Source organism: Rickettsia endosymbiont of Polydrusus tereticollis, assembly GCF_964026385.1.
Lineage (GTDB): Bacteria > Pseudomonadota > Alphaproteobacteria > Rickettsiales > Rickettsiaceae > Rickettsia.
In genome coordinates this window covers 663,191-682,389 of sequence record NZ_OZ032142.1, presented here as the reverse complement: position 1 = coordinate 682,389, position 19,199 = coordinate 663,191, and the positions used below count along the sequence as shown (strand labels likewise).

Here is a 19,199-nt window from a genome sequence, read left to right as displayed (position 1 = left end):
CATCTTAATTTGCATATTAAAGCCGGTGAAAAAATAGGTATTGTAGGGCATTCCGGTGCCGGCAAGTCTACTTTGATTGCATTATTATTAAAAAATTTTAAAGCAACAAATGGAGATATTATCATCGATAACCAAAGTCTCTACGATACTTCCTCTGATAGTTTGCGAACGCAGATATCGTTAATCCCTCAAGATATCATGCTTTTTCATCGTTCAATTGGCGAAAATATCGGTTATGCAAAAGAAAATGCTACGCAACATGAAATAGAAAATGCGGCAAAAGCGGCAAACATCCATGAATTTATCGATGGGTTACCGGAAAAATATAACACAGTTGTTGGTGAGAGAGGTATAAAGCTAAGCGGCGGGCAAAGGCAGCGAATAGCAATTGCCCGGGCTATTCTTAAAAACGCCCCGATCTTGATTTGATCATGCTATAAAAAAACGTACAAATCGAATTAAGATGAGATAAAATAAATCTTAGGAGGATTTGCAATGAGTCAAAAAATATACGATAAAGAATTTAAAATTAATGCAGTAAAACTGTATTTAGCAAATAAAGGTAGTAAAAGCATCAATGATATTGCTAAGGATTTAGGGGTTTCACGCTCTGGTTTGGGATATTGGCTTAAGAATTACAAAGGCAAAGGAGAGGCTAGCTTTGTTGGTAGTGGCAATGTAATGAATCAAGAGGTACGAGATTTAAAGAGGGAATTACATCTTGTAAAACAAGAGCGAGATATCCTAAAAAAAGCAGTGGTCATCTTTTCAGCTCCCGCAAACAAAGGTACGAATTTATGAAGAATCATAGTTCTTGTTTTTGTGTAGATCAGATGGCTAAGATTTTAGGGGTTAGTAGAAGTGGTTATTATGATTTTATTAATCACATGCCAAGTAAAAGAGCTGAATATAATGAGGAATTGATAAGTAAGATTAAAACTATTTTTACAGAAAGTTATAAAACTTATGGAAGTCCAAGGATTCATACAGAGTTAAAAGAACAAGGCTTTGTTTGCTCACGCCCTCGAGTAGCAAGGCTAATGCAAGTAAATAGCATTCAAGCAAAAATGTACAGAAAGTTTAAAAAGACTACAAGGCAGTCTGATAAACCTTATCATAGGGGAGAAGATTTGGTTAAACAAAATTTTTCTGCCTCAAGCCCAAATAGCATTTGGGTAGCTGATATAAGTTATATTTCTGTAAATAATAAATGGGCTTATCTTGCTATAGTACTTGACCTGTTCTCACGGAAAGTAGTAGGTATGGCGTTAGAAGAAACTATGAGAACTGATTTGATAATTAAAGCTCTTAACTCTGCTGCATTACAACGTAAACCCTTAAAAGGGCTTATTCATCATTCTGATCTTGGAAGCCAATTTACTAGTTTTGACTTTTATAATGCAACCAAAAAACACGGAATTGTTTTAAGTCATGGAAAGACTGGTGTGTCCTATGATAATGCTGCTATGGAAAGCTTTTTCCACACTCTGAAAACTGAGCTTGTTTATTTTAAAAAATACCAAAGCTTAGAAGAAGCAAAGCTTGATATATTTACTTATATTTTTACTTTTTATAACCAAAAACGGAGGCACTCTACATTAAATTATCAAACTCCAAATGAGTACGAGTTACATTATAAAAAAATTAAAAACGTCTCTCTTTAATTTGTCCGTTTTTTTGTTGCAAGATCATTAGCAGTGGTGCACCTGAGACTTCGTCCGGTATTCAAGCAACTGTTAGTAAAAATATTGAAGCTCTGCAACATTTAAAGCCTGATGGTAGTTTTAGTATTAGAAAGTGGTTTACTGCGGACAAAGGTTGGTTATTTATAACTAGTACTCCTAATCAGAGAGTAATGCTACGACCACTTATTGCTGCATGGATTAGCATAGCGATAAAAGCATTAATGAATAGGAACATCAATAATACTCATAGTAATATGTGGTTTGTGATTGATGAGCTGCCAGCTTTACAAAAGATATCTTCACTCCCTATAGCTTTAGCTGAAAGCAGGAAATATGGTGGCTGCGTTGTTGCAGGCATGCAGAATATCCATCAATTAGAGGAGATATATGGTCATGCAGGAGCAGCTTCAATGCTTGATCTATTTGGTAGCAAATTTATTTTTCGGGTAAGTGACTGGCAAACAGCACATAAATCAGCTTTAATGCTTGGTGAGCAAGAAATTATTGAAACTCAAGAGAATCTCTCTTATGGTGCTAACTCCATGCGTGATGGAGTAAATATGCATAGCTTAGAGAAAAGAAAATTATTAGTAATGCCTTCTGAAATCATGAATCTACCGGATCTTACCTGTTATGTAAAACTTGTGGGTAATTTCCCGATTACTAAATTACAAATGAACTTACAAACTTGATTTCAATGCAAAAATATAGAAACCATTTTAATGGCATTTTTAAAAGATTTTAATTGTTTGATAGGGGATACCTTATAAAGAAAAATCCTATTATAATGCCCCTTTAAATCGCTAATTTAGTATTACGAGTTTTAGAGGTAAGCTGTGTATAAAAAACTTTTTTGTTATTTCAGAATTTTTATAAATGATTTTTCAAACAGCAGAGTAAATTTTACAAGAAATATGTTTACTCTAAAGAACTAATAAAAGCTTCATCAAGACCGGTTACACTAGAAATTAAAGCAACATTGCAACCTTGAGATAGCATTCTTTTTGCTATCTCAACTCTTTCTTCAGCTTTTCCTCTAGCTTCACCTCTAGCTTCACCAATTTGGATACCTTTAGCTTCACCAATTTGGATGCCTTTAGCTTCACCAATTTGGATACCTTTAGCTTCACCAATTTGGATACCTTTAGCTTCACCAACTTGTAAGCCTTCAAGAATACCTATTTCTTTTCCTTCTTGTTGCCAATGCTCTGCTAAACTTCTCATAAGCCTTGTTCCTATTTCTGGATTCAACTTTGTTGATAATAAATTCTTTAGCTTTATTTTATCAGCTTGCTCTATCTTTGTCAAAGTATAATATAATATCATTTCTAGATAATCATAGCCTATCGTTATTTTGGTTAATTCCGGTAATATATCTGATATTTCTTGCCATCTTTTTAATAATTCCCTCTCATGTATATGCTTGAGAAAAAATTCTAATATCCCTGACCATATCCTTTGTTTAAACTCTTCATCAGGAATTTCATGGACATTCACTAATTGGTAATCATTAATCCATAATTCTCTTGCTAATTTGTTATTAGCAAATAAATCCCACAAATTCCTTGCAACATTGTATTTCTCCTGACCATTGTAAAATATCATCGGGTATATTAATGGTAAAGTCTTAGCTTTAGGATTTTGTATTAAATATCGCTCACAAATATTAATCATATATTTAAAAAGCCTAAAAGCCATAAAATGATCTGCTTTTGATTGATGTTCTACAAGCAAAAATAAGTATCCGTCTTGTTTATCAAATTTGCATGAGAATAAAACATCAGAGATAGAATCTTTTAAAGAGCTTTCTACAAAAGTGGTATTTTCCATTGCTAAACTAGGAAAATCTATTAAACTTTTAATATTTGGGGGCAAATGTGCATTAAAGAACTCATGGGCGACTAGAGGATTCTCCAGTGCCTTACGAAATATCTTATCATGCTTAGCTTTCTTTGTGCCTTTATCTGGATCACCCAGCAGGTTTCCTTGTTCACTCATATATTTATATTTTTTAACTTGATAAAATATTATTACACTACACTCTAAACTCTTATTCCTTGATTTAGCTTGATCTCAGATACTTGCTTTACCGCACTTCTTATTTCTTTAGCTATTTCTGAGCTTGGACTTATATATTGCATTACTTGTTTATCTCTTCCTATGGCATTTAAGTAATCTTCAGGGACGAGATGGCTTTTGCCTTGAAAATCATGTACTACTATATCAGAAAATTTTTTATCACCAAGATTATAATTAGGATCAAATTTATTCTGCATAATTTGTAAATCTTTCTGTATCTTCTGCTCTATTGCTGCTATGCAAATCTTGTTACTATAAGCAGTACAAGAATCTATACCTTTTTCTCTGTAGATTTGTAAAGCAGTATCGATATTTTCTGCTGTGCCAAACTTGGCTAGAGCTGTTATTTGCTGTTGTTGCAAATTATTTAGTCCGTTATTATCGTTATTTGCAAATTTTGAAAATAGTAATTCTATAGACTTAATTTGTGATTTGCTATTATCATTTGCTTTTAAGGATGATTTAAGTTCTGTTGCCTTACTAGCTGCTGTTAATTTTATTATTTCAGGCTCTATAAGCTTGTCTATAGATTCTGCTCCTTGGGATTTTAACATATCATTAAAATCGCCTTTTTCTGGTGGTCGTATTATTGCTACCGTCGCTCCTTGCCTAATTAATTCTTCCTGAGCCTTAATTACAGTATTAACTGATACTGCATCTTTGCCATCATTATCAGCAGCAATTATTATTCTCTCACCTTTGATAGGCTCATAGTTCCTGATGTTACTTACACCTAAACTACAAAGCATTTTGCCCTTAATACCAGCTTCTGCAATGCTTAAAGTTGTCTCGAGCCCCTCTGCTATAATCGTTACATTACTTGCTGAATTGTTGCCATCTTTACTGTTTGGTATGTTCTGCTGTTCATTATTTTTACTAATCTCAACAAAAGAACCTCTGATTCTGCCAAAAGAACGTTTATTAACCTCAATATCAGCTTTATTATTTGTTTCTTTGTTTAAATAAATTGATTGTCCACCGGTAATATTACCATCTTTATTTCTAGCAAAAGCAATTAATGCAGGATAATATTGTTTGCTATTATTATCCCACATCATATTGGTTCTAAGATCGTTACTTAGTTGGTATCTTGTTAATACTTCTTTAATTCCACGATGTTCTGATAAATATCTTTTTGCTACATTATTTGGCATGACATATTTTATAGAGTCTGATTTTTCATATAAGCTTATAGCTCTCTTAATTTTTACTATTTCAGCCTCTTGCTCTGTTTGAGTTTTAATTTGTTGATTTTTGTTTGCTGCTAAATTTGTTGCTAGATATTTACTGTTTGTTGATATACCAACCATATTTTGTAAATATTTCTTAGCTTCTACAAAATCACAATTTTTTTCTCTTTGTACTAAGGTAAATAAATCTCCTCCCTCTCCTTTACTAAAATCATACCATCTGCCAGCTTTACTGCCGCCTATCCTCATCACTATTTTGCCATCTTTCTCCCAGCGTAACACTTGACTATTTGATAAATGCTTATTTGGACTACCTAGCAAATTTCTACCTATTTCTTCCGCTTTAAATGATAATCTTTGCTTCAATTCCAATGCTTCTTGTTTATTAATAGCATTATAATCTATTTTATTCTTTGCCATAATATCCTCTTGTAATTTAACACTTATTGTTGTATCTTGTTTATTACAATTCTTGAGGTTATAAGAAGAGCTTTTTCGCTCTTCTTGGGCTTTATGGCTTGTGGCAAGATTTGTGCTAGTGCTTCTTAGGATTTCTGCTACTTTAGCAGGTGGCTCTAACTTCACTCTTAAGTGGTAATAGTTATCATTACTGTGTAATCTATCCTTAATATCTTCTACTACCCCTTTAAACCAATCACCTACTTTATCTATAATATTAGGACTCTTATTTTCTTGATCTTGAATCGCTACTAATTCTTCTAAAGTTTTAAAATTAATGCTAGATAGCCTATTATCTATTTTGCTAAGTTGCGATATTAAACTGGCCATATTCCTGGTAGCCTTCCTATTATAGTAAAGTTTTACCTCTTCTATAGTCTAGCCCGGATATTGCATGAAGTGAGATTTAAAGTAAGAAATTGAGTAATTTATAATATTAGCAATGATACTTTTGTAAAAATTTTGCCAAAAAGTGCTTTGAAGCCGTTATTTTCAAATTTTAGATGTAATGCCCCTTACCCCATTTTTTCTAAGCACCGGGAACAGTGCTAATCTAGGTTATTCTAATGCTAATTTCTTCATCACATGATTCCATACCTGTCGGTAAGGATATGATGAAGATAACAAAAACTTAATACGCCTAGTATTACGGATAATTACTACCCCAATTTTTAATAATTTTAAACGTATTGTACCTATTTGTGCTTTTGCTAATGCACTACCTTGTAATAAATTACCTCTGATATATTCTACTAAAGTGTATGCAAGACCCGATAAAATCATTCTGAGCTGATTAGCCCACCATCTATGACAAGAAGTACGATCTGCAAATAATTCTAGTTGTTGCTCTTTTATACGGTTTTCCATATCACCACGACCACAGTAAACTTTGTCGTATAAATCTTCAGGTTTATCTGATAAATTAGTTACTATATACCTTGGATTTTCTCCAAGCATTGTCATTTCTGCCTTACCAATTATTCTACGTTCATGACTCCAACTACCAGCCTTATATGGAAACTCACTAAAAAGACGTTGCTTTTCTTGGGTTATAATAAATGCTGCTTTTGACTTCTCCATTGTAGGTTTCAGTAACTCATTTAGTCTGTTATTTTGGGGCATTCCTACAATATATTTTATATTATGAATATCACACCAATCAAACATCTGATGACGACAAAATCCACTATCACCACGAAAAATAATCTTTACCTCTGGCCAAGCTTGGCGAAAACGTTTTACTAACAATGATAATATTGCCCAAGAATGTTTTGCTTGATCCTGCTTTGACGTCCTAAGATAACTAACTAACAGATGCTTTCCACAAAAAACATACAAAGGTAAAAAGCAATTATGACCGTAATAACCATGATAAAACTTACCTTCCTGTTGCCCATGAATTTCATCATCCGTAGCATCAAAATCAAGTATTAGCTGCTTTGGTACTATTTTATGAGACTTAATAAATTTATCAAGCATTAGTTCATGCACTTTAATTGCAAAGTGTCTATCAGCATTGTTTTCTATACGACATAAGGTAGAACTACTTGCCATATCATCAATTGTTTCCATAGCTGTTTGCATAGCAGGACATTTTCGTAGATAATTGTGGTCATTTAAATCTTCATAACCTAATGCAATACCATAAATTCGTTGCCTCAGCATTGTTGCCATATTATGGGTAATTTTACTACCATCTCGTCTATCAGGAAATATTTTAGCAAGCTCCTCTGTTATACCAAGCCTTTTATCTGCTTCTCTTAATAACAACACACCTCCATCGCTACTAATATCACCTCCAGTGAAATTTATCTCTATTGTCCGATTTTTTACTTTGGAAAACTGGTAACTATATGCTATACAATTTGTCATGACAAAATCCTTTGTATTATTCTAATGAAATACCAGTATTATACAGCTTTACGAGGATTTTGTCTCCTATATCTCATGCAATATCCGGGCTAGTCATGGCTACATAGGAATTTCTGCTATTTCCTGCTAGATTATGTAATACATAGACATCTTTAATTGAGGCTCCTTGTGCTTTATACACTGTAGAAGCATAACCATGTTTAAAGCTTACATCTTGAGGATTAAATTCTATTTCTTTCCCGCTATCTATTTTAGCAACAAACTTATCGTTGCTTACTGAAGTTATCGTTACAAATTCACCATTTTCTATTTGTAAATCTTTATTAGTACTTTTAAACAAAATACGATCTCCTGCCATATAATCTTCATACTGCTGAGATGGTAGATAGCGTCTATATTCTTGACCGGTAAGCAAGCCTTTAGCTTTTAGTAACTCCCTGATCCCTTGATTAATACTATCTACTTCAGCATTACGTATGGTAATTATTAAACGCTCATTTAGAGCAAATTTGCTGTTACTCCAATCATTAATTAATCTTGCCATTGATTCTTCTAGCGTATGATCAATCTTTAAACATTTATGCTGTGCAAGTAACCGCAGGCCACCAGCAATATCTGATTTTGCAAAGCATGAAGCCATTTCTTTTGCCCATGCCTTGCTTAGAGCAAATTTGCTTTGTCTTCTAATATTACTTAATTCATATGAGCCAAATTTACTAGCCAATACTGTAAACATTCCTCCTCGCTCAACGGAAGTTAGTTGTCTCTCATCTCCAGTCAGTATCAGATTACAATTGTTACTCCTTGCTACTTTTAGTAATTCTAAATAATCACTATTACCTACCATTCCTGCTTCATCTACTACTAGCGTAGTATTTCTTGGTAGATCAGCTTTGCCATTATATAATTTAAATAAAAACCCTTTTATCGTATGACATTCCTGATATCCTTTACTTTTAAGTTCTGATGCTGCTTTATGAGTAGGGCTAAGCCCTATAATATTTTGTCCATGATTGGTGGCAATTTTATAAGCCTTCGCAAGTACTTGTGACTTACCGGTGCCGGCTCTACCTTGTAAAATCCTAATCCCTTGATTATTAATTAAAATATGCTGCAGACTTTCTCTTTGTGCTTCATTAACACTTGCAAGATTATCGATAGCACTTTTAAGCTTAATAACGTTATTAAAATGAATCTGGCTATTTACCTTATCTGCTATTCTAACTATCCTTAATTCTTCATCCCGTATATCTATAGTAGTATAGTATTTAGTATCCGTGCCATCTTCATTATATAGTTTTACCAGCCTATCTGAATTTAATATTTCCCTTATTAGTTTTTGCTTTTCTGCTTCTTCTGGAATCTCTTTTACTGCTTTTTCTATATCCAATTTAGTAAAAATAGATTGATGACGAATAATACGATCAAGTATCCCATCTGCTCCTTTGATGATTTCAAGATGGGCAAGCCTGCATATTTTATTTTGCTCTGCTATTTCATTGATAATACTTCGCATTCTAGTAGGGCCGACATGCTGCTGTGGCATAAAACTTATTGGGTCTACTCTGATTTCTAAACCTAACTTGGCAAAATATTTATTGATTACTTCTTTAGCTCTCTCATGAATAATTTTATTGATCATGCTATAAAAAAACGTACAAATCGAATTAAGATGAGATAAAATAAATCTTAGGAGGATTTGCAATGAGTCAAAAAATATACGATAAAGAATTTAAAATTAATGCAGTAAAACTGTATTTAGCAAATAAAGGTAGTAAAAGCATCAATGATATTGCTAAGGATTTAGCCCGGATATTGCATGAGATATAGGAGACAAAATCCTCGTAAAGCTGTATAATACTGGTATTTCATTAGAATAATACAAAGGATTTTGTCATGACAAATTGTATAGCATATAGTTACCAGTTTTCCAAAGTAAAAAATCGGACAATAGAGATAAATTTCACTGGAGGTGATATTAGTAGCGATGGAGGTGTGTTGTTATTAAGAGAAGCAGATAAAAGGCTTGGTATAACAGAGGAGCTTGCTAAAATATTTCCTGATAGACGAGATGGTAGTAAAATTACCCATAATATGGCAACAATGCTGAGGCAACGAATTTATGGTATTGCATTAGGTTATGAAGATTTAAATGACCACAATTATCTACGAAAATGTCCTGCTATGCAAACAGCTATGGAAACAATTGATGATATGGCAAGTAGTTCTACCTTATGTCGTATAGAAAACAATGCTGATAGACACTTTGCAATTAAAGTGCATGAACTAATGCTTGATAAATTTATTAAGTCTCATAAAATAGTACCAAAGCAGCTAATACTTGATTTTGATGCTACGGATGATGAAATTCATGGGCAACAGGAAGGTAAGTTTTATCATGGTTATTACGGTCATAATTGCTTTTTACCTTTGTATGTTTTTTGTGGAAAGCATCTGTTAGTTAGTTATCTTAGGACGTCAAAGCAGGATCAAGCAAAACATTCTTGGGCAATATTATCATTGTTAGTAAAACGTTTTCGCCAAGCTTGGCCAGAGGTAAAGATTATTTTTCGTGGTGATAGTGGATTTTGTCGTCATCAGATGTTTGATTGGTGTGATATTCATAATATAAAATATATTGTAGGAATGCCCCAAAATAACAGACTAAATGAGTTACTGAAACCTACAATGGAGAAGTCAAAAGCAGCATTTATTATAACCCAAGAAAAGCAACGTCTTTTTAGTGAGTTTCCATATAAGGCTGGTAGTTGGAGTCATGAACGTAGAATAATTGGTAAGGCAGAAATGACAATGCTTGGAGAAAATCCAAGGTATATAGTAACTAATTTATCAGATAAACCTGAAGATTTATACGACAAAGTTTACTGTGGTCGTGGTGATATGGAAAACCGTATAAAAGAGCAACAACTAGAATTATTTGCAGATCGTACTTCTTGTCATAGATGGTGGGCTAATCAGCTCAGAATGATTTTATCGGGTCTTGCATACACTTTAGTAGAATATATCAGAGGTAATTTATTACAAGGTAGTGCATTAGCAAAAGCACAAATAGGTACAATACGTTTAAAATTATTAAAAATTGGGGTAGTAATTATCCGTAATACTAGGCGTATTAAGTTTTTGTTATCTTCATCATATCCTTACCGACAGGTATGGAATCATGTGATGAAGAAATTAGCATTAGAATAACCTAGATTAGCACTGTTCCCGGTGCTTAGAAAAAATGGGGTAAGGGGCATTACATCTAAAATTTGAAAATAACGGCTTCAAAGCACTTTTTGGCAAAATTTTTACAAAAGTATCATTGCTAATATTATAAATTACTCAATTTCTTACTTTAAATCTCACTTCATGCAATATCCGGGCTAACCATTTATGCGGTGTAATAAACCGCCAACTATTATCGAGCCTTTGAGCTATTTTATTTGGATGATTTGCAAATTCTTCGGTAGCATTTTGACCGATTATATATAACTGCCCCGATCTTGGGGAGTCAGGCGGCGAAGTTATATAAACCTCGTGAATTACCGAATTTACTAGTACATCAAGCATATTTAATGCTTCATTATGGGTAATTTCCTTCTGTGCCTGCCCGCTATGGATAAGCGGCAGTTTTAACCGATTTGTATATGTCATATTTTATTCTTGAATAGTTTTATTAAAAGCTTTATTATTAGTACTAATTAAAGTAATTTAGAGATATTAGTATGAGTCACGTAATTTGTGCAGATGTAGTAGCAAGTGTTTCTGAGCTTAAGTCAAACCCTATGGGTACTATACAAAGTGCCGGAGGGAAACCACTTGCTATATTAAACCGCAATCAACCGGTTTTTTATTGTGTTCCTGCTGATTTATATGAAGCAATGACTGAAATGATTGATGATATTGAGTTAGGTAGAATTATAGATGAACGTAAAAACGATAAAGAAATACCGGTAAATATTAATGACCTATGAATTGACCTTTTTAGAAACTGCTAAAAAGGAATGGAGAAAGTTAGCACCAGATATTCAAAAACAGTTTAAAGCAAAATTACAAGAACGTCTTATAAATCCCTGTGTTCCTAAAGATAAACTTAGTACAATGCCAGATTGTTATAAAATTAAACTTCGCACTGTAGGTTATCGTTTAGTTTATAGAGTTATAGATTCAAGGTTAGTAGTACAAGTTATAGCTATAGGGCGTCGTGATCAAAATACTGTTTATAAGCTAGCACATAGTCGTTTATTTTAAAATGATATAGTAGTTCCGTAGCCTCTACCTATTTGAGAAGAAAGCTGGTAGATAGTGGCGGTTAGTTCTTCCGGGGGATTTCTAAAGTCGTTAGTTACTGATGTTACGCAGTATTTATCAAATAGGCATATTTGCCGCCATATTTTTTAATTGCTGAAATGCGATTTGATTAGCTTTTACAAGTAGCTTATATTTTATAGCAAAATGGTTAAGGTGAGTTTTTATTTTAAGTTTTTCCAATTTACAGTAAGCTATTAGTACAGAAAAAATATGGTTACATTGTGAACGAATAACTTTAGTCGGAGACTTTGCCAAACTAGCATTTTGCTTTATTGATTTGTGATATTCTTCGATACGCCACCGTTTTTGATAGAGTTCGTAGAAATATGGAACTTCTAGGCTTAAATCATTGGTAATCAAGTATAATATACCTTGTTTGCCGTTCTCGTTTGTGAAAACTTTTTTGAGTAGTTTGACCGGAAAATCAACTTCTTTAAGCCAAACCGTTAAAGTAGTATTATCTTGCATATTTAATGATTCAATACGTTTAAAGTTTCCTAGCCCGGATATTGCATGAGATATAGGAGACAAAATCCTCGTAAAGCTGTATAATACTGGTATTTCATTAGAATAATACAAAGGATTTTGTCATGACAAATTGTATAGCATATAGTTACCAGTTTTCCAAAGTAAAAAATCGGACAATAGAGATAAATTTCACTGGAGGTGATATTAGTAGCGATGGAGGTGTGTTGTTATTAAGAGAAGCAGATAAAAGGCTTGGTATAACAGAGGAGCTTGCTAAAATATTTCCTGATAGACGAGATGGTAGTAAAATTACCCATAATATGGCAACAATGCTGAGGCAACGAATTTATGGTATTGCATTAGGTTATGAAGATTTAAATGACCACAATTATCTACGAAAATGTCCTGCTATGCAAACAGCTATGGAAACAATTGATGATATGGCAAGTAGTTCTACCTTATGTCGTATAGAAAACAATGCTGATAGACACTTTGCAATTAAAGTGCATGAACTAATGCTTGATAAATTTATTAAGTCTCATAAAATAGTACCAAAGCAGCTAATACTTGATTTTGATGCTACGGATGATGAAATTCATGGGCAACAGGAAGGTAAGTTTTATCATGGTTATTACGGTCATAATTGCTTTTTACCTTTGTATGTTTTTTGTGGAAAGCATCTGTTAGTTAGTTATCTTAGGACGTCAAAGCAGGATCAAGCAAAACATTCTTGGGCAATATTATCATTGTTAGTAAAACGTTTTCGCCAAGCTTGGCCAGAGGTAAAGATTATTTTTCGTGGTGATAGTGGATTTTGTCGTCATCAGATGTTTGATTGGTGTGATATTCATAATATAAAATATATTGTAGGAATGCCCCAAAATAACAGACTAAATGAGTTACTGAAACCTACAATGGAGAAGTCAAAAGCAGCATTTATTATAACCCAAGAAAAGCAACGTCTTTTTAGTGAGTTTCCATATAAGGCTGGTAGTTGGAGTCATGAACGTAGAATAATTGGTAAGGCAGAAATGACAATGCTTGGAGAAAATCCAAGGTATATAGTAACTAATTTATCAGATAAACCTGAAGATTTATACGACAAAGTTTACTGTGGTCGTGGTGATATGGAAAACCGTATAAAAGAGCAACAACTAGAATTATTTGCAGATCGTACTTCTTGTCATAGATGGTGGGCTAATCAGCTCAGAATGATTTTATCGGGTCTTGCATACACTTTAGTAGAATATATCAGAGGTAATTTATTACAAGGTAGTGCATTAGCAAAAGCACAAATAGGTACAATACGTTTAAAATTATTAAAAATTGGGGTAGTAATTATCCGTAATACTAGGCGTATTAAGTTTTTGTTATCTTCATCATATCCTTACCGACAGGTATGGAATCATGTGATGAAGAAATTAGCATTAGAATAACCTAGATTAGCACTGTTCCCGGTGCTTAGAAAAAATGGGGTAAGGGGCATTACATCTAAAATTTGAAAATAACGGCTTCAAAGCACTTTTTGGCAAAATTTTTACAAAAGTATCATTGCTAATATTATAAATTACTCAATTTCTTACTTTAAATCTCACTTCATGCAATATCCGGGTTAGGGGTTTCACGCTCTGGTTTGGGATATTGGCTTAAGAATTACAAAGGCAAAGGAGAGGCTAGCTTTGTTGGTAGTGGCAATGTAATGAATCAAGAGGTACGAGATTTAAAGAGGGAATTACATCTTGTAAAACAAGAGCGAGATATCCTAAAAAAAGCAGTGGTCATCTTTTCAGCTCCCGCAAACAAAGGTACGAATTTATGAAGAATCATAGTTCTTGTTTTTGTGTAGATCAGATGGCTAAGATTTTAGGGGTTAGTAGAAGTGGTTATTATGATTTTATTAATCACATGCCAAGTAAAAGAGCTGAATATAATGAGGAATTGATAAGTAAGATTAAAACTATTTTTACAGAAAGTTATAAAACTTATGGAAGTCCAAGGATTCATACAGAGTTAAAAGAACAAGGCTTTGTTTGCTCACGCCCTCGAGTAGCAAGGCTAATGCAAGTAAATAGCATTCAAGCAAAAATGTACAGAAAGTTTAAAAAGACTACAAGGCAGTCTGATAAACTATAATGGTACCCAAAAACTAGACAAGAAAATAGAGAAAAGTAGGTATAATATCTCCTAGGAAAAGGAGCAAAAAATGAAAAAAAATGAAAAAACAAGTTAAAAAATATAGTGCAGAAGAAAAAGCAAAAATAGCAATTGAAGCAATATCTGGAGAAATGACTATAGCTCAAATTACCAGCAAATATGGTGTTCACGCTAATCAGATTTATAAATGGAAGAAAGAAGCTTTAGATTTTATGGTTTCTGGATTTAAATCGAAATCTAAACAACAAGATACCGGCCAAGAAGATTTAATTAAATCATTATTTGAGCAAATAGGCCAGTTAACAGTTGAAAGAGACTGGCTTAAAAAAAAATCTAGTATCTTTGGATTTAGAGGTTAGGAAAAAAATGATAAGTTATGCTTCAAATTTAACCATAGCAAGACAATGCAAACTTTTAGATTTAAACCGCTCAAGTTACTACTACCGAGCTAGGAATACCTTAGATGATAAGGAGTATAGAGTACTGAACAGAATTGATGAGATTTTTACAGAGCATCCCTATTATGGTACTAGAAGAATGTCTCATGTCCTAAAATCCGAAGGGTTAAATGTTAGTCGTAAGATGATAAGAAAATATTATAAAATACTTGGTATTGAAGCAGTATACCCAAAGATTAATTTAAGCCGTAGGAATCAGGCTCATAAAGTATACCCATATCTATTAAATAATATAGAGGTGGTTTGCTCCAATCAAGTTTACTGTGCAGATATTACTTACATAAGATTAAAGCAAGGTTTTGTATATTTGGTTGCTATAATGGATTGGTATAGTCGTTATATTTTGAGTTGGCGGGTGTCGATTAGTTTAGAAAATGATTTTTGTATTGAAGCTCTAAATGAAGCAATATCTATACATGGCAAGCCTGACATTTTTAATACGGATCAAGGAGTACAATTTACATCAAAAGATTTTACTCAAATACTTGAGCAACAAGGCATAGCTATTAGTATGGACGGCAAAGGCAGAGCCTTAGATAATGTATTTATTGAACGTTTTTGGCGATCTTTGAAACAAGAGAAGATTTATCGTTTTGATCTTGAAACGGTACGTGAAGCAAAGATAGCTATCAGAGATTATATAGAATTTTATAATAAGCAAAGACCTCATCAATCGCTTGAATATAAGACACCTGAAATGATACATTTTGCAGAAAAACTAGAAAATTATCAAGAGGCTATATGACATAGAAAATGCAAACTTTACTTTGAAAAACCAATACATTAATACAGGAGAATTACACCTCTAAAATTTAAAAAATTTGTCTAGACAAAGGGTACCACCTCATACCTTCTATTAAGTTATCATGACCAAAATTTATCTCTTTGCCATCCGTTAAAAGTGATGCATGTAATTCTTGTAGACGTTTATCATCATTAGGTGCACGATGGTCACAAACTACTATTCCGTTTATTTTTTGTCCCGCCACTTGGCTTATATCTCGTAAATAATAATTTTAAATTAAATCAATATATTTTTTATTGTGGCAATAGTTGCGATTGCTGTAATTGCCCAGCCTGCATCTGTGCTTTTGATATTTTTCCTAAATATTTATTAAATAACGCATAATTATTTGCTGCTTTCTTCTCAGTCATAAACCCCTCTCATTCCTCATATTATAGAGGTTTTTACTATGGATTACAAATGGAAAAGCAATAAAAGGTTAACTTATGGTTATCATCGTAAATTATTCTATTTATTAAGCTATTTTTATGTTATGATTCACCTATAAATTGTAATAATGATTGAGAAATGCTAAAACTTTCTACAGATAAAATAGAAAATATAGATGAATTAAAAAATACTGCCGCAGAAAATGATGAGGAATATATAGAAGATGGTGAATGAGTTATGATAGCGGCGTACCTAAGCAACTTTTAGAAGCAAAAAACATAGACGAATTCACAAAACTGAAAAAAACTGAAAATTTTTGTTATTGACCGGTTAATTCCCTCCGCAAAAAATTTTTTCAAACACCCCCCAAGCCCATTCCTAAAGCCAAACACCCCCCTATTGAAACTTTAGTCTTAAGTTCTGGCAAAAAAATAAGAAAAAACGGCAAAAAATGGCTAGAAAACCATAATATTTAGCTTAATTCGTTAAATTAGCCTTAACTCTCTGCTTTTCCATCAGAGGGCTAAGCAGTGAGAACCCTGATAACTATAAGGATTGCAATAGTCTTTTAGTTCCGTATGTTCCGAATATGCTCCTTTAACGTAAAACTATATTATTATACTAATTATTATAATTGCTTCTTTGCTAATACAATTAATTTAAGTAGTTAAAGTATAGCCGAGCTAATAAATATAATTGTCTTATTATTTAGTGGTTTATATTGACCTCGCTTTTTTGGTTTATCCTATGACATCGATAGGATAAACCAAAAAAACAAGTAATTATATATAAGTAAAATAATTACACAAACAATAGTAATAAATAAATTTATAAATAAATATTTTTTTACCGTTATGAAGTAAATAGATCACAATAACAACTTAACTATTAATAAATTGTGAAATTTAAAACTTTAATAAACTTAACAAGTAATAATTAACATTAACAAAAAATTTTATATTATACGTAAAATAGATTTTACGACTGATGGCGAGGCTGAGGCGTTAGAATATAACGACGAATTAATTACTGCGTATTACAAAGACAAGCAGGAAATAACCAATAAGAATAACTCGCTGGAGGATAGGCTTAATAGGCTTGATTTAATGTTTTGTAATAATAATTTAGATTATCATATATGTTTTGAACCTTTAATTTTCAACGAAATAATAGCTTTTGAATGCGGCTTAATACCCTTTAAATATCGAGGTAAGAGTATGTTAACTGCAACCTTTTACGGCAAGGAGTTAACCGTTTGGCTAGGAACGTATGAATTATTAGCAAATATTATAATTAATAACCGGGGCAACTTTTTTACCTCTAAAGGTGAAATTTCTAAGAAGTTTAAAAATCTTATGGACAAAAACCTAGCCGAGAAAATCCTAAAAATATATTTAAAAGTATCAAAAACCCTTAACGATAAAACTAAAGAGAATTAGACTTTTACTAATTCAAAAGTAAAATTACAACTTTCACAAGCTAGCCTTAATGCGGTATAGTATTTACCGCTGATCCACGACCCTATGAAAGGGGTTTCGGGTTTAAGCGTTATTCGTCTTGAGTCGTTATTTTCTTCAACCGCCTCCAATTTACTAAACCAAGATTTGTCAATAGCCTCGCCGTATTGTTTTATTAAATATTGCCTTACTTTATACCATACCGAGTTAGGGTTTAACCCTGCAAGCCCAAGGTAACCGCTATCGGCTGTTTTAAGGGGTTGTTTAGGGGCGTTACCGGTAAAAGGTAAGATTTCTAAACGCTGTATTTCTTGCCCATATACCGCTTGTATTTCTTGAAGCAATCGGGTTTTGATATAATCGGGCAAAGTAATATTTTTTGTTAATTTTAGTTGATAAGCCTCCGAGGCAATTTCAGAAAAATTACAAGAGCGTAGCAAAGCGTAAGCAATATCCGGTTCGAAAACTGCCGCTATTTTTCGCTCTAATTGTGCCTTTTGACTCGTACCTAAGCCATATTCTTTTTCAGCTAAATATTCATCTCGTGCTTTAGTAGCCTCATCCGTTTTAAACCTAAAGCCCTCGTTATTCACGACCGGTGCTTGTCGTAGCTCATAAGTCAAAGCTTTAGCCATGTAATTTAAAACTGCTTTTTTGTTATAAAATTTATTATCTGGGTATTGCTCGGCAAGTTTCATCAGTAATTTATTCATATAGCTTAAGTTAAATTCTCGATTTGATCGAAGCCGCAATATGCCTGCCTCTTCTTCGGTTAACGGATGGAATTCGGATAATTTCCTACCGCCGCACCATTTTTTTGCCTTATCGATAAGCGTAGAAATGGGATTAGAGGAAGCAGGAGGGGAAGCGGAAGCACTAGAACCGGAATCGGTGGAGTGAGAATTTGCTGCTGGCGGGGGTGTAGGAGTTTTTACCTGGTCGTTTTTATTACTTATTTCTAAATTTTTATTAACAAAATTAGATTTATCTTTATATTTATATTTATACTTAGATATAGATATATCTATTATATTGTCTTGTTGAAAATTCTTGTCGGTTAACCCGAAATTTTTTTCCGGTTCAGTGGAAATATTTTTCTTATAAGGTTCAAATTTTTTTACCAGTTGTATTTAAAGTAAGCTTAATAAAACCGCCGTCACGTAATTCAAGCAAACACTGCCTGATACGTTTCTGACATACCCCGAGTAGCTGCTCAAAATAATAATAACTTTCTTGTAATTCATCATTTACCCCGTCGGAAATCTGATCATTTTGTAACTGCGAAACTATCAATGATAAAACTTGCCGTGCGGTTTTACTTAAAATTTTACCGTCGCTAGAGGTCAGCGTACGCCACTCAGGAGGGATGAAATTACCGACTATATTATAAAAGATGGTATCGCTAGAATTGGAATTTTTAACAGAAATTGCGTCAAAAGGTGTAACTATTTTGTACATATTACACCCCTCTGAAATCCAGTCAGGAAGAGGCTTGGCGAGCTATTACACCACTCGAAAATTAAGTCAAAAGGCGAATAAAAGGAGCATACGGAGTTTTTAGGAAATTTAGGAAAGCCCTGAAAACCCCAGCAGGAACTGGCGGGAGTGACGGGGCTCGAACCCGCGACCTTCTGCGTGACAGGCAGACGCTCTAACCAACTGAGCTACACCCCCTTCTAAGATGAAAGGCAACAGGCGTTAATATATAATAATTATTCCGTCACTGCAAGGGCAAAATGTGAAAATATAAACAAAATTATTTACTGGTAGGTCATTCTTAGCCGGCATTGTTGCGTGGATAGAATTTTTGCAAAGCGTTCGTGTGTCATACCGTGGCTTGACCACGGTATCTAGAAAAAATCTTAGTAAAAGGCTGGATGCCGTGGTCA

19 protein-coding genes, 1 tRNA gene and 3 pseudogenes are annotated in these 19,199 nt (G+C 33.3%); 14 read left to right on the top strand and 9 right to left on the bottom strand.

Features of this window, described 5'->3' with window-relative positions:
• Nucleotides 1-9 precede the first annotated feature (9 nt).
• The 4 genes and pseudogenes from AAGD48_RS03155 to AAGD48_RS03140 form a co-directional block, all read left to right on the top strand.
• Nucleotides 10-429: an ATP-binding cassette domain-containing protein gene (locus AAGD48_RS03155; RefSeq protein WP_341790417.1), complete on the top strand. Its 420-nt coding sequence runs from the start codon at nt 10-12 to the stop codon at nt 427-429.
• A 66-nt stretch (nt 430-495) separates the two neighbouring features.
• Nucleotides 496-801: a transposase gene (locus AAGD48_RS03150; RefSeq protein ID WP_341789367.1), complete on the top strand. Its 306-nt coding sequence runs from the start codon at nt 496-498 to the stop codon at nt 799-801.
• Entirely contained in the window at nt 714-1,664 is a 951-nt protein-coding gene (locus AAGD48_RS03145; protein WP_341790717.1) for an IS3 family transposase, read from the top strand. The genes AAGD48_RS03150 and AAGD48_RS03145 overlap by 88 nt, the downstream gene beginning before the upstream one ends.
• A gap of 23 nt (nt 1,665-1,687) precedes the next feature.
• Nucleotides 1,688-2,377, top strand: a pseudogene (locus AAGD48_RS03140) (type IV secretion system DNA-binding domain-containing protein); the annotation flags it as partial.
• A gap of 226 nt (nt 2,378-2,603) precedes the next feature.
• Here AAGD48_RS03140 and AAGD48_RS03135 read toward each other — a convergent pair.
• The 4 genes and pseudogenes from AAGD48_RS03135 to AAGD48_RS03120 form a co-directional block, all read right to left on the bottom strand.
• Entirely contained in the window at nt 2,604-3,683 is a 1,080-nt protein-coding gene (locus tag AAGD48_RS03135; protein ID WP_341790416.1) for an Rpn family recombination-promoting nuclease/putative transposase, read from the bottom strand.
• A 44-nt stretch (nt 3,684-3,727) separates the two neighbouring features.
• A pseudogene (locus AAGD48_RS03130) lies at nt 3,728-5,788 on the bottom strand (toprim domain-containing protein); the annotation flags it as partial.
• A 183-nt stretch (nt 5,789-5,971) separates the two neighbouring features.
• The gene (locus AAGD48_RS03125) at nt 5,972-7,285 is read right to left on the bottom strand and encodes an IS1380 family transposase (protein WP_341789277.1); all 1,314 of its coding nucleotides are present in this window, start codon (nt 7,283-7,285) and stop codon (nt 5,972-5,974) included.
• Nucleotides 7,286-7,376: 91 nt separating this feature from the next.
• A pseudogene (locus AAGD48_RS03120) lies at nt 7,377-8,921 on the bottom strand (AAA family ATPase); the annotation flags it as partial.
• Nucleotides 8,922-8,989: 68 nt separating this feature from the next.
• On the opposite strand from AAGD48_RS03120, the gene AAGD48_RS03115 reads away from it, so the two are divergent.
• A complete protein-coding gene (locus AAGD48_RS03115) occupies nt 8,990-9,115 on the top strand; it encodes a hypothetical protein (protein WP_341790415.1) in 126 nt (41 codons plus the stop codon).
• A 66-nt stretch (nt 9,116-9,181) separates the two neighbouring features.
• Complete coding sequence (locus AAGD48_RS03110) at nt 9,182-10,495, top strand: IS1380 family transposase (RefSeq protein ID WP_341789277.1); 1,314 nt, start codon at nt 9,182-9,184, stop codon at nt 10,493-10,495.
• 135 nt (nt 10,496-10,630) lie between these two features.
• Here AAGD48_RS03110 and AAGD48_RS03105 read toward each other — a convergent pair whose 3' ends face one another.
• A complete protein-coding gene (locus tag AAGD48_RS03105) occupies nt 10,631-10,942 on the bottom strand; it encodes a DUF2793 domain-containing protein (RefSeq protein ID WP_341789745.1) in 312 nt (103 codons plus the stop codon).
• Between the two features lie 71 nt (nt 10,943-11,013).
• Between AAGD48_RS03105 and AAGD48_RS03100 the strand changes: the two genes are divergently transcribed.
• Together AAGD48_RS03100 and AAGD48_RS03095 are read left to right on the top strand one after the other, a co-directional pair.
• The gene (locus AAGD48_RS03100) at nt 11,014-11,262 is read left to right on the top strand and encodes an antitoxin (protein ID WP_341789746.1); all 249 of its coding nucleotides are present in this window, start codon (nt 11,014-11,016) and stop codon (nt 11,260-11,262) included.
• A complete protein-coding gene (locus AAGD48_RS03095) occupies nt 11,252-11,539 on the top strand; it encodes a type II toxin-antitoxin system RelE/ParE family toxin (RefSeq protein ID WP_341789747.1) in 288 nt (95 codons plus the stop codon). Before AAGD48_RS03100 ends, AAGD48_RS03095 begins: the two co-directional genes overlap by 11 nt.
• Before the next feature lie 117 nt (nt 11,540-11,656).
• Here AAGD48_RS03095 and AAGD48_RS03090 read toward each other — a convergent pair whose 3' ends face one another.
• On the bottom strand, nt 11,657-12,130 hold the full coding sequence (locus tag AAGD48_RS03090; protein WP_341789748.1) for a transposase: 474 nt from the start codon (nt 12,128-12,130) through the stop codon (nt 11,657-11,659).
• A 59-nt stretch (nt 12,131-12,189) separates the two neighbouring features.
• Between AAGD48_RS03090 and AAGD48_RS03085 the strand changes: the two genes are divergently transcribed.
• The 6 genes from AAGD48_RS03085 to AAGD48_RS03060 all read left to right on the top strand — a co-directional run bounded on the left by AAGD48_RS03085 (nt 12,190) and on the right by AAGD48_RS03060 (nt 17,292).
• Nucleotides 12,190-13,503 (top strand): IS1380 family transposase, encoded by a 1,314-nt coding sequence (locus tag AAGD48_RS03085; RefSeq protein WP_341789277.1) that lies wholly within the window; start codon nt 12,190-12,192, stop codon nt 13,501-13,503.
• Between the two features lie 197 nt (nt 13,504-13,700).
• Complete coding sequence (locus tag AAGD48_RS03080) at nt 13,701-13,886, top strand: hypothetical protein (protein ID WP_341789337.1); 186 nt, start codon at nt 13,701-13,703, stop codon at nt 13,884-13,886.
• A complete protein-coding gene (locus AAGD48_RS03075; RefSeq protein ID WP_341790414.1) occupies nt 13,883-14,200 on the top strand; it encodes an IS3 family transposase in 318 nt (105 codons plus the stop codon). The genes AAGD48_RS03080 and AAGD48_RS03075 overlap by 4 nt, the downstream gene beginning before the upstream one ends.
• A gap of 80 nt (nt 14,201-14,280) precedes the next feature.
• On the top strand, nt 14,281-14,580 hold the full coding sequence (locus AAGD48_RS03070) for a transposase (RefSeq protein ID WP_045812944.1): 300 nt from the start codon (nt 14,281-14,283) through the stop codon (nt 14,578-14,580).
• Between the two features lie 7 nt (nt 14,581-14,587).
• Complete coding sequence (locus tag AAGD48_RS03065; RefSeq protein WP_341789572.1) at nt 14,588-15,424, top strand: IS3 family transposase; 837 nt, start codon at nt 14,588-14,590, stop codon at nt 15,422-15,424.
• Nucleotides 15,425-17,070: 1,646 nt separating this feature from the next.
• Entirely contained in the window at nt 17,071-17,292 is a 222-nt protein-coding gene (locus tag AAGD48_RS03060) for a hypothetical protein (RefSeq protein ID WP_341790413.1), read from the top strand.
• Here the strand turns inward: AAGD48_RS03060 and AAGD48_RS03055 are convergent.
• The 3 genes from AAGD48_RS03055 to AAGD48_RS03045 form a co-directional block, all read right to left on the bottom strand.
• On the bottom strand, nt 17,289-18,023 hold the full coding sequence (locus tag AAGD48_RS03055) for a DnaA N-terminal domain-containing protein (RefSeq protein WP_341790412.1): 735 nt from the start codon (nt 18,021-18,023) through the stop codon (nt 17,289-17,291). The two genes, AAGD48_RS03060 and AAGD48_RS03055, sit on opposite strands and share 4 nt — an antisense overlap.
• A gap of 394 nt (nt 18,024-18,417) precedes the next feature.
• Nucleotides 18,418-18,768 carry a hypothetical protein gene (locus AAGD48_RS03050; RefSeq protein ID WP_341790411.1) on the bottom strand — a complete coding sequence of 117 codons (351 nt, stop codon included), beginning with the start codon at nt 18,766-18,768 and terminating at the stop codon, nt 18,418-18,420.
• A 139-nt stretch (nt 18,769-18,907) separates the two neighbouring features.
• Nucleotides 18,908-18,984: transfer RNA gene (locus tag AAGD48_RS03045), tRNA-Asp, on the bottom strand.
• Between the last annotated feature and the right edge of the window lie 215 nt (nt 18,985-19,199).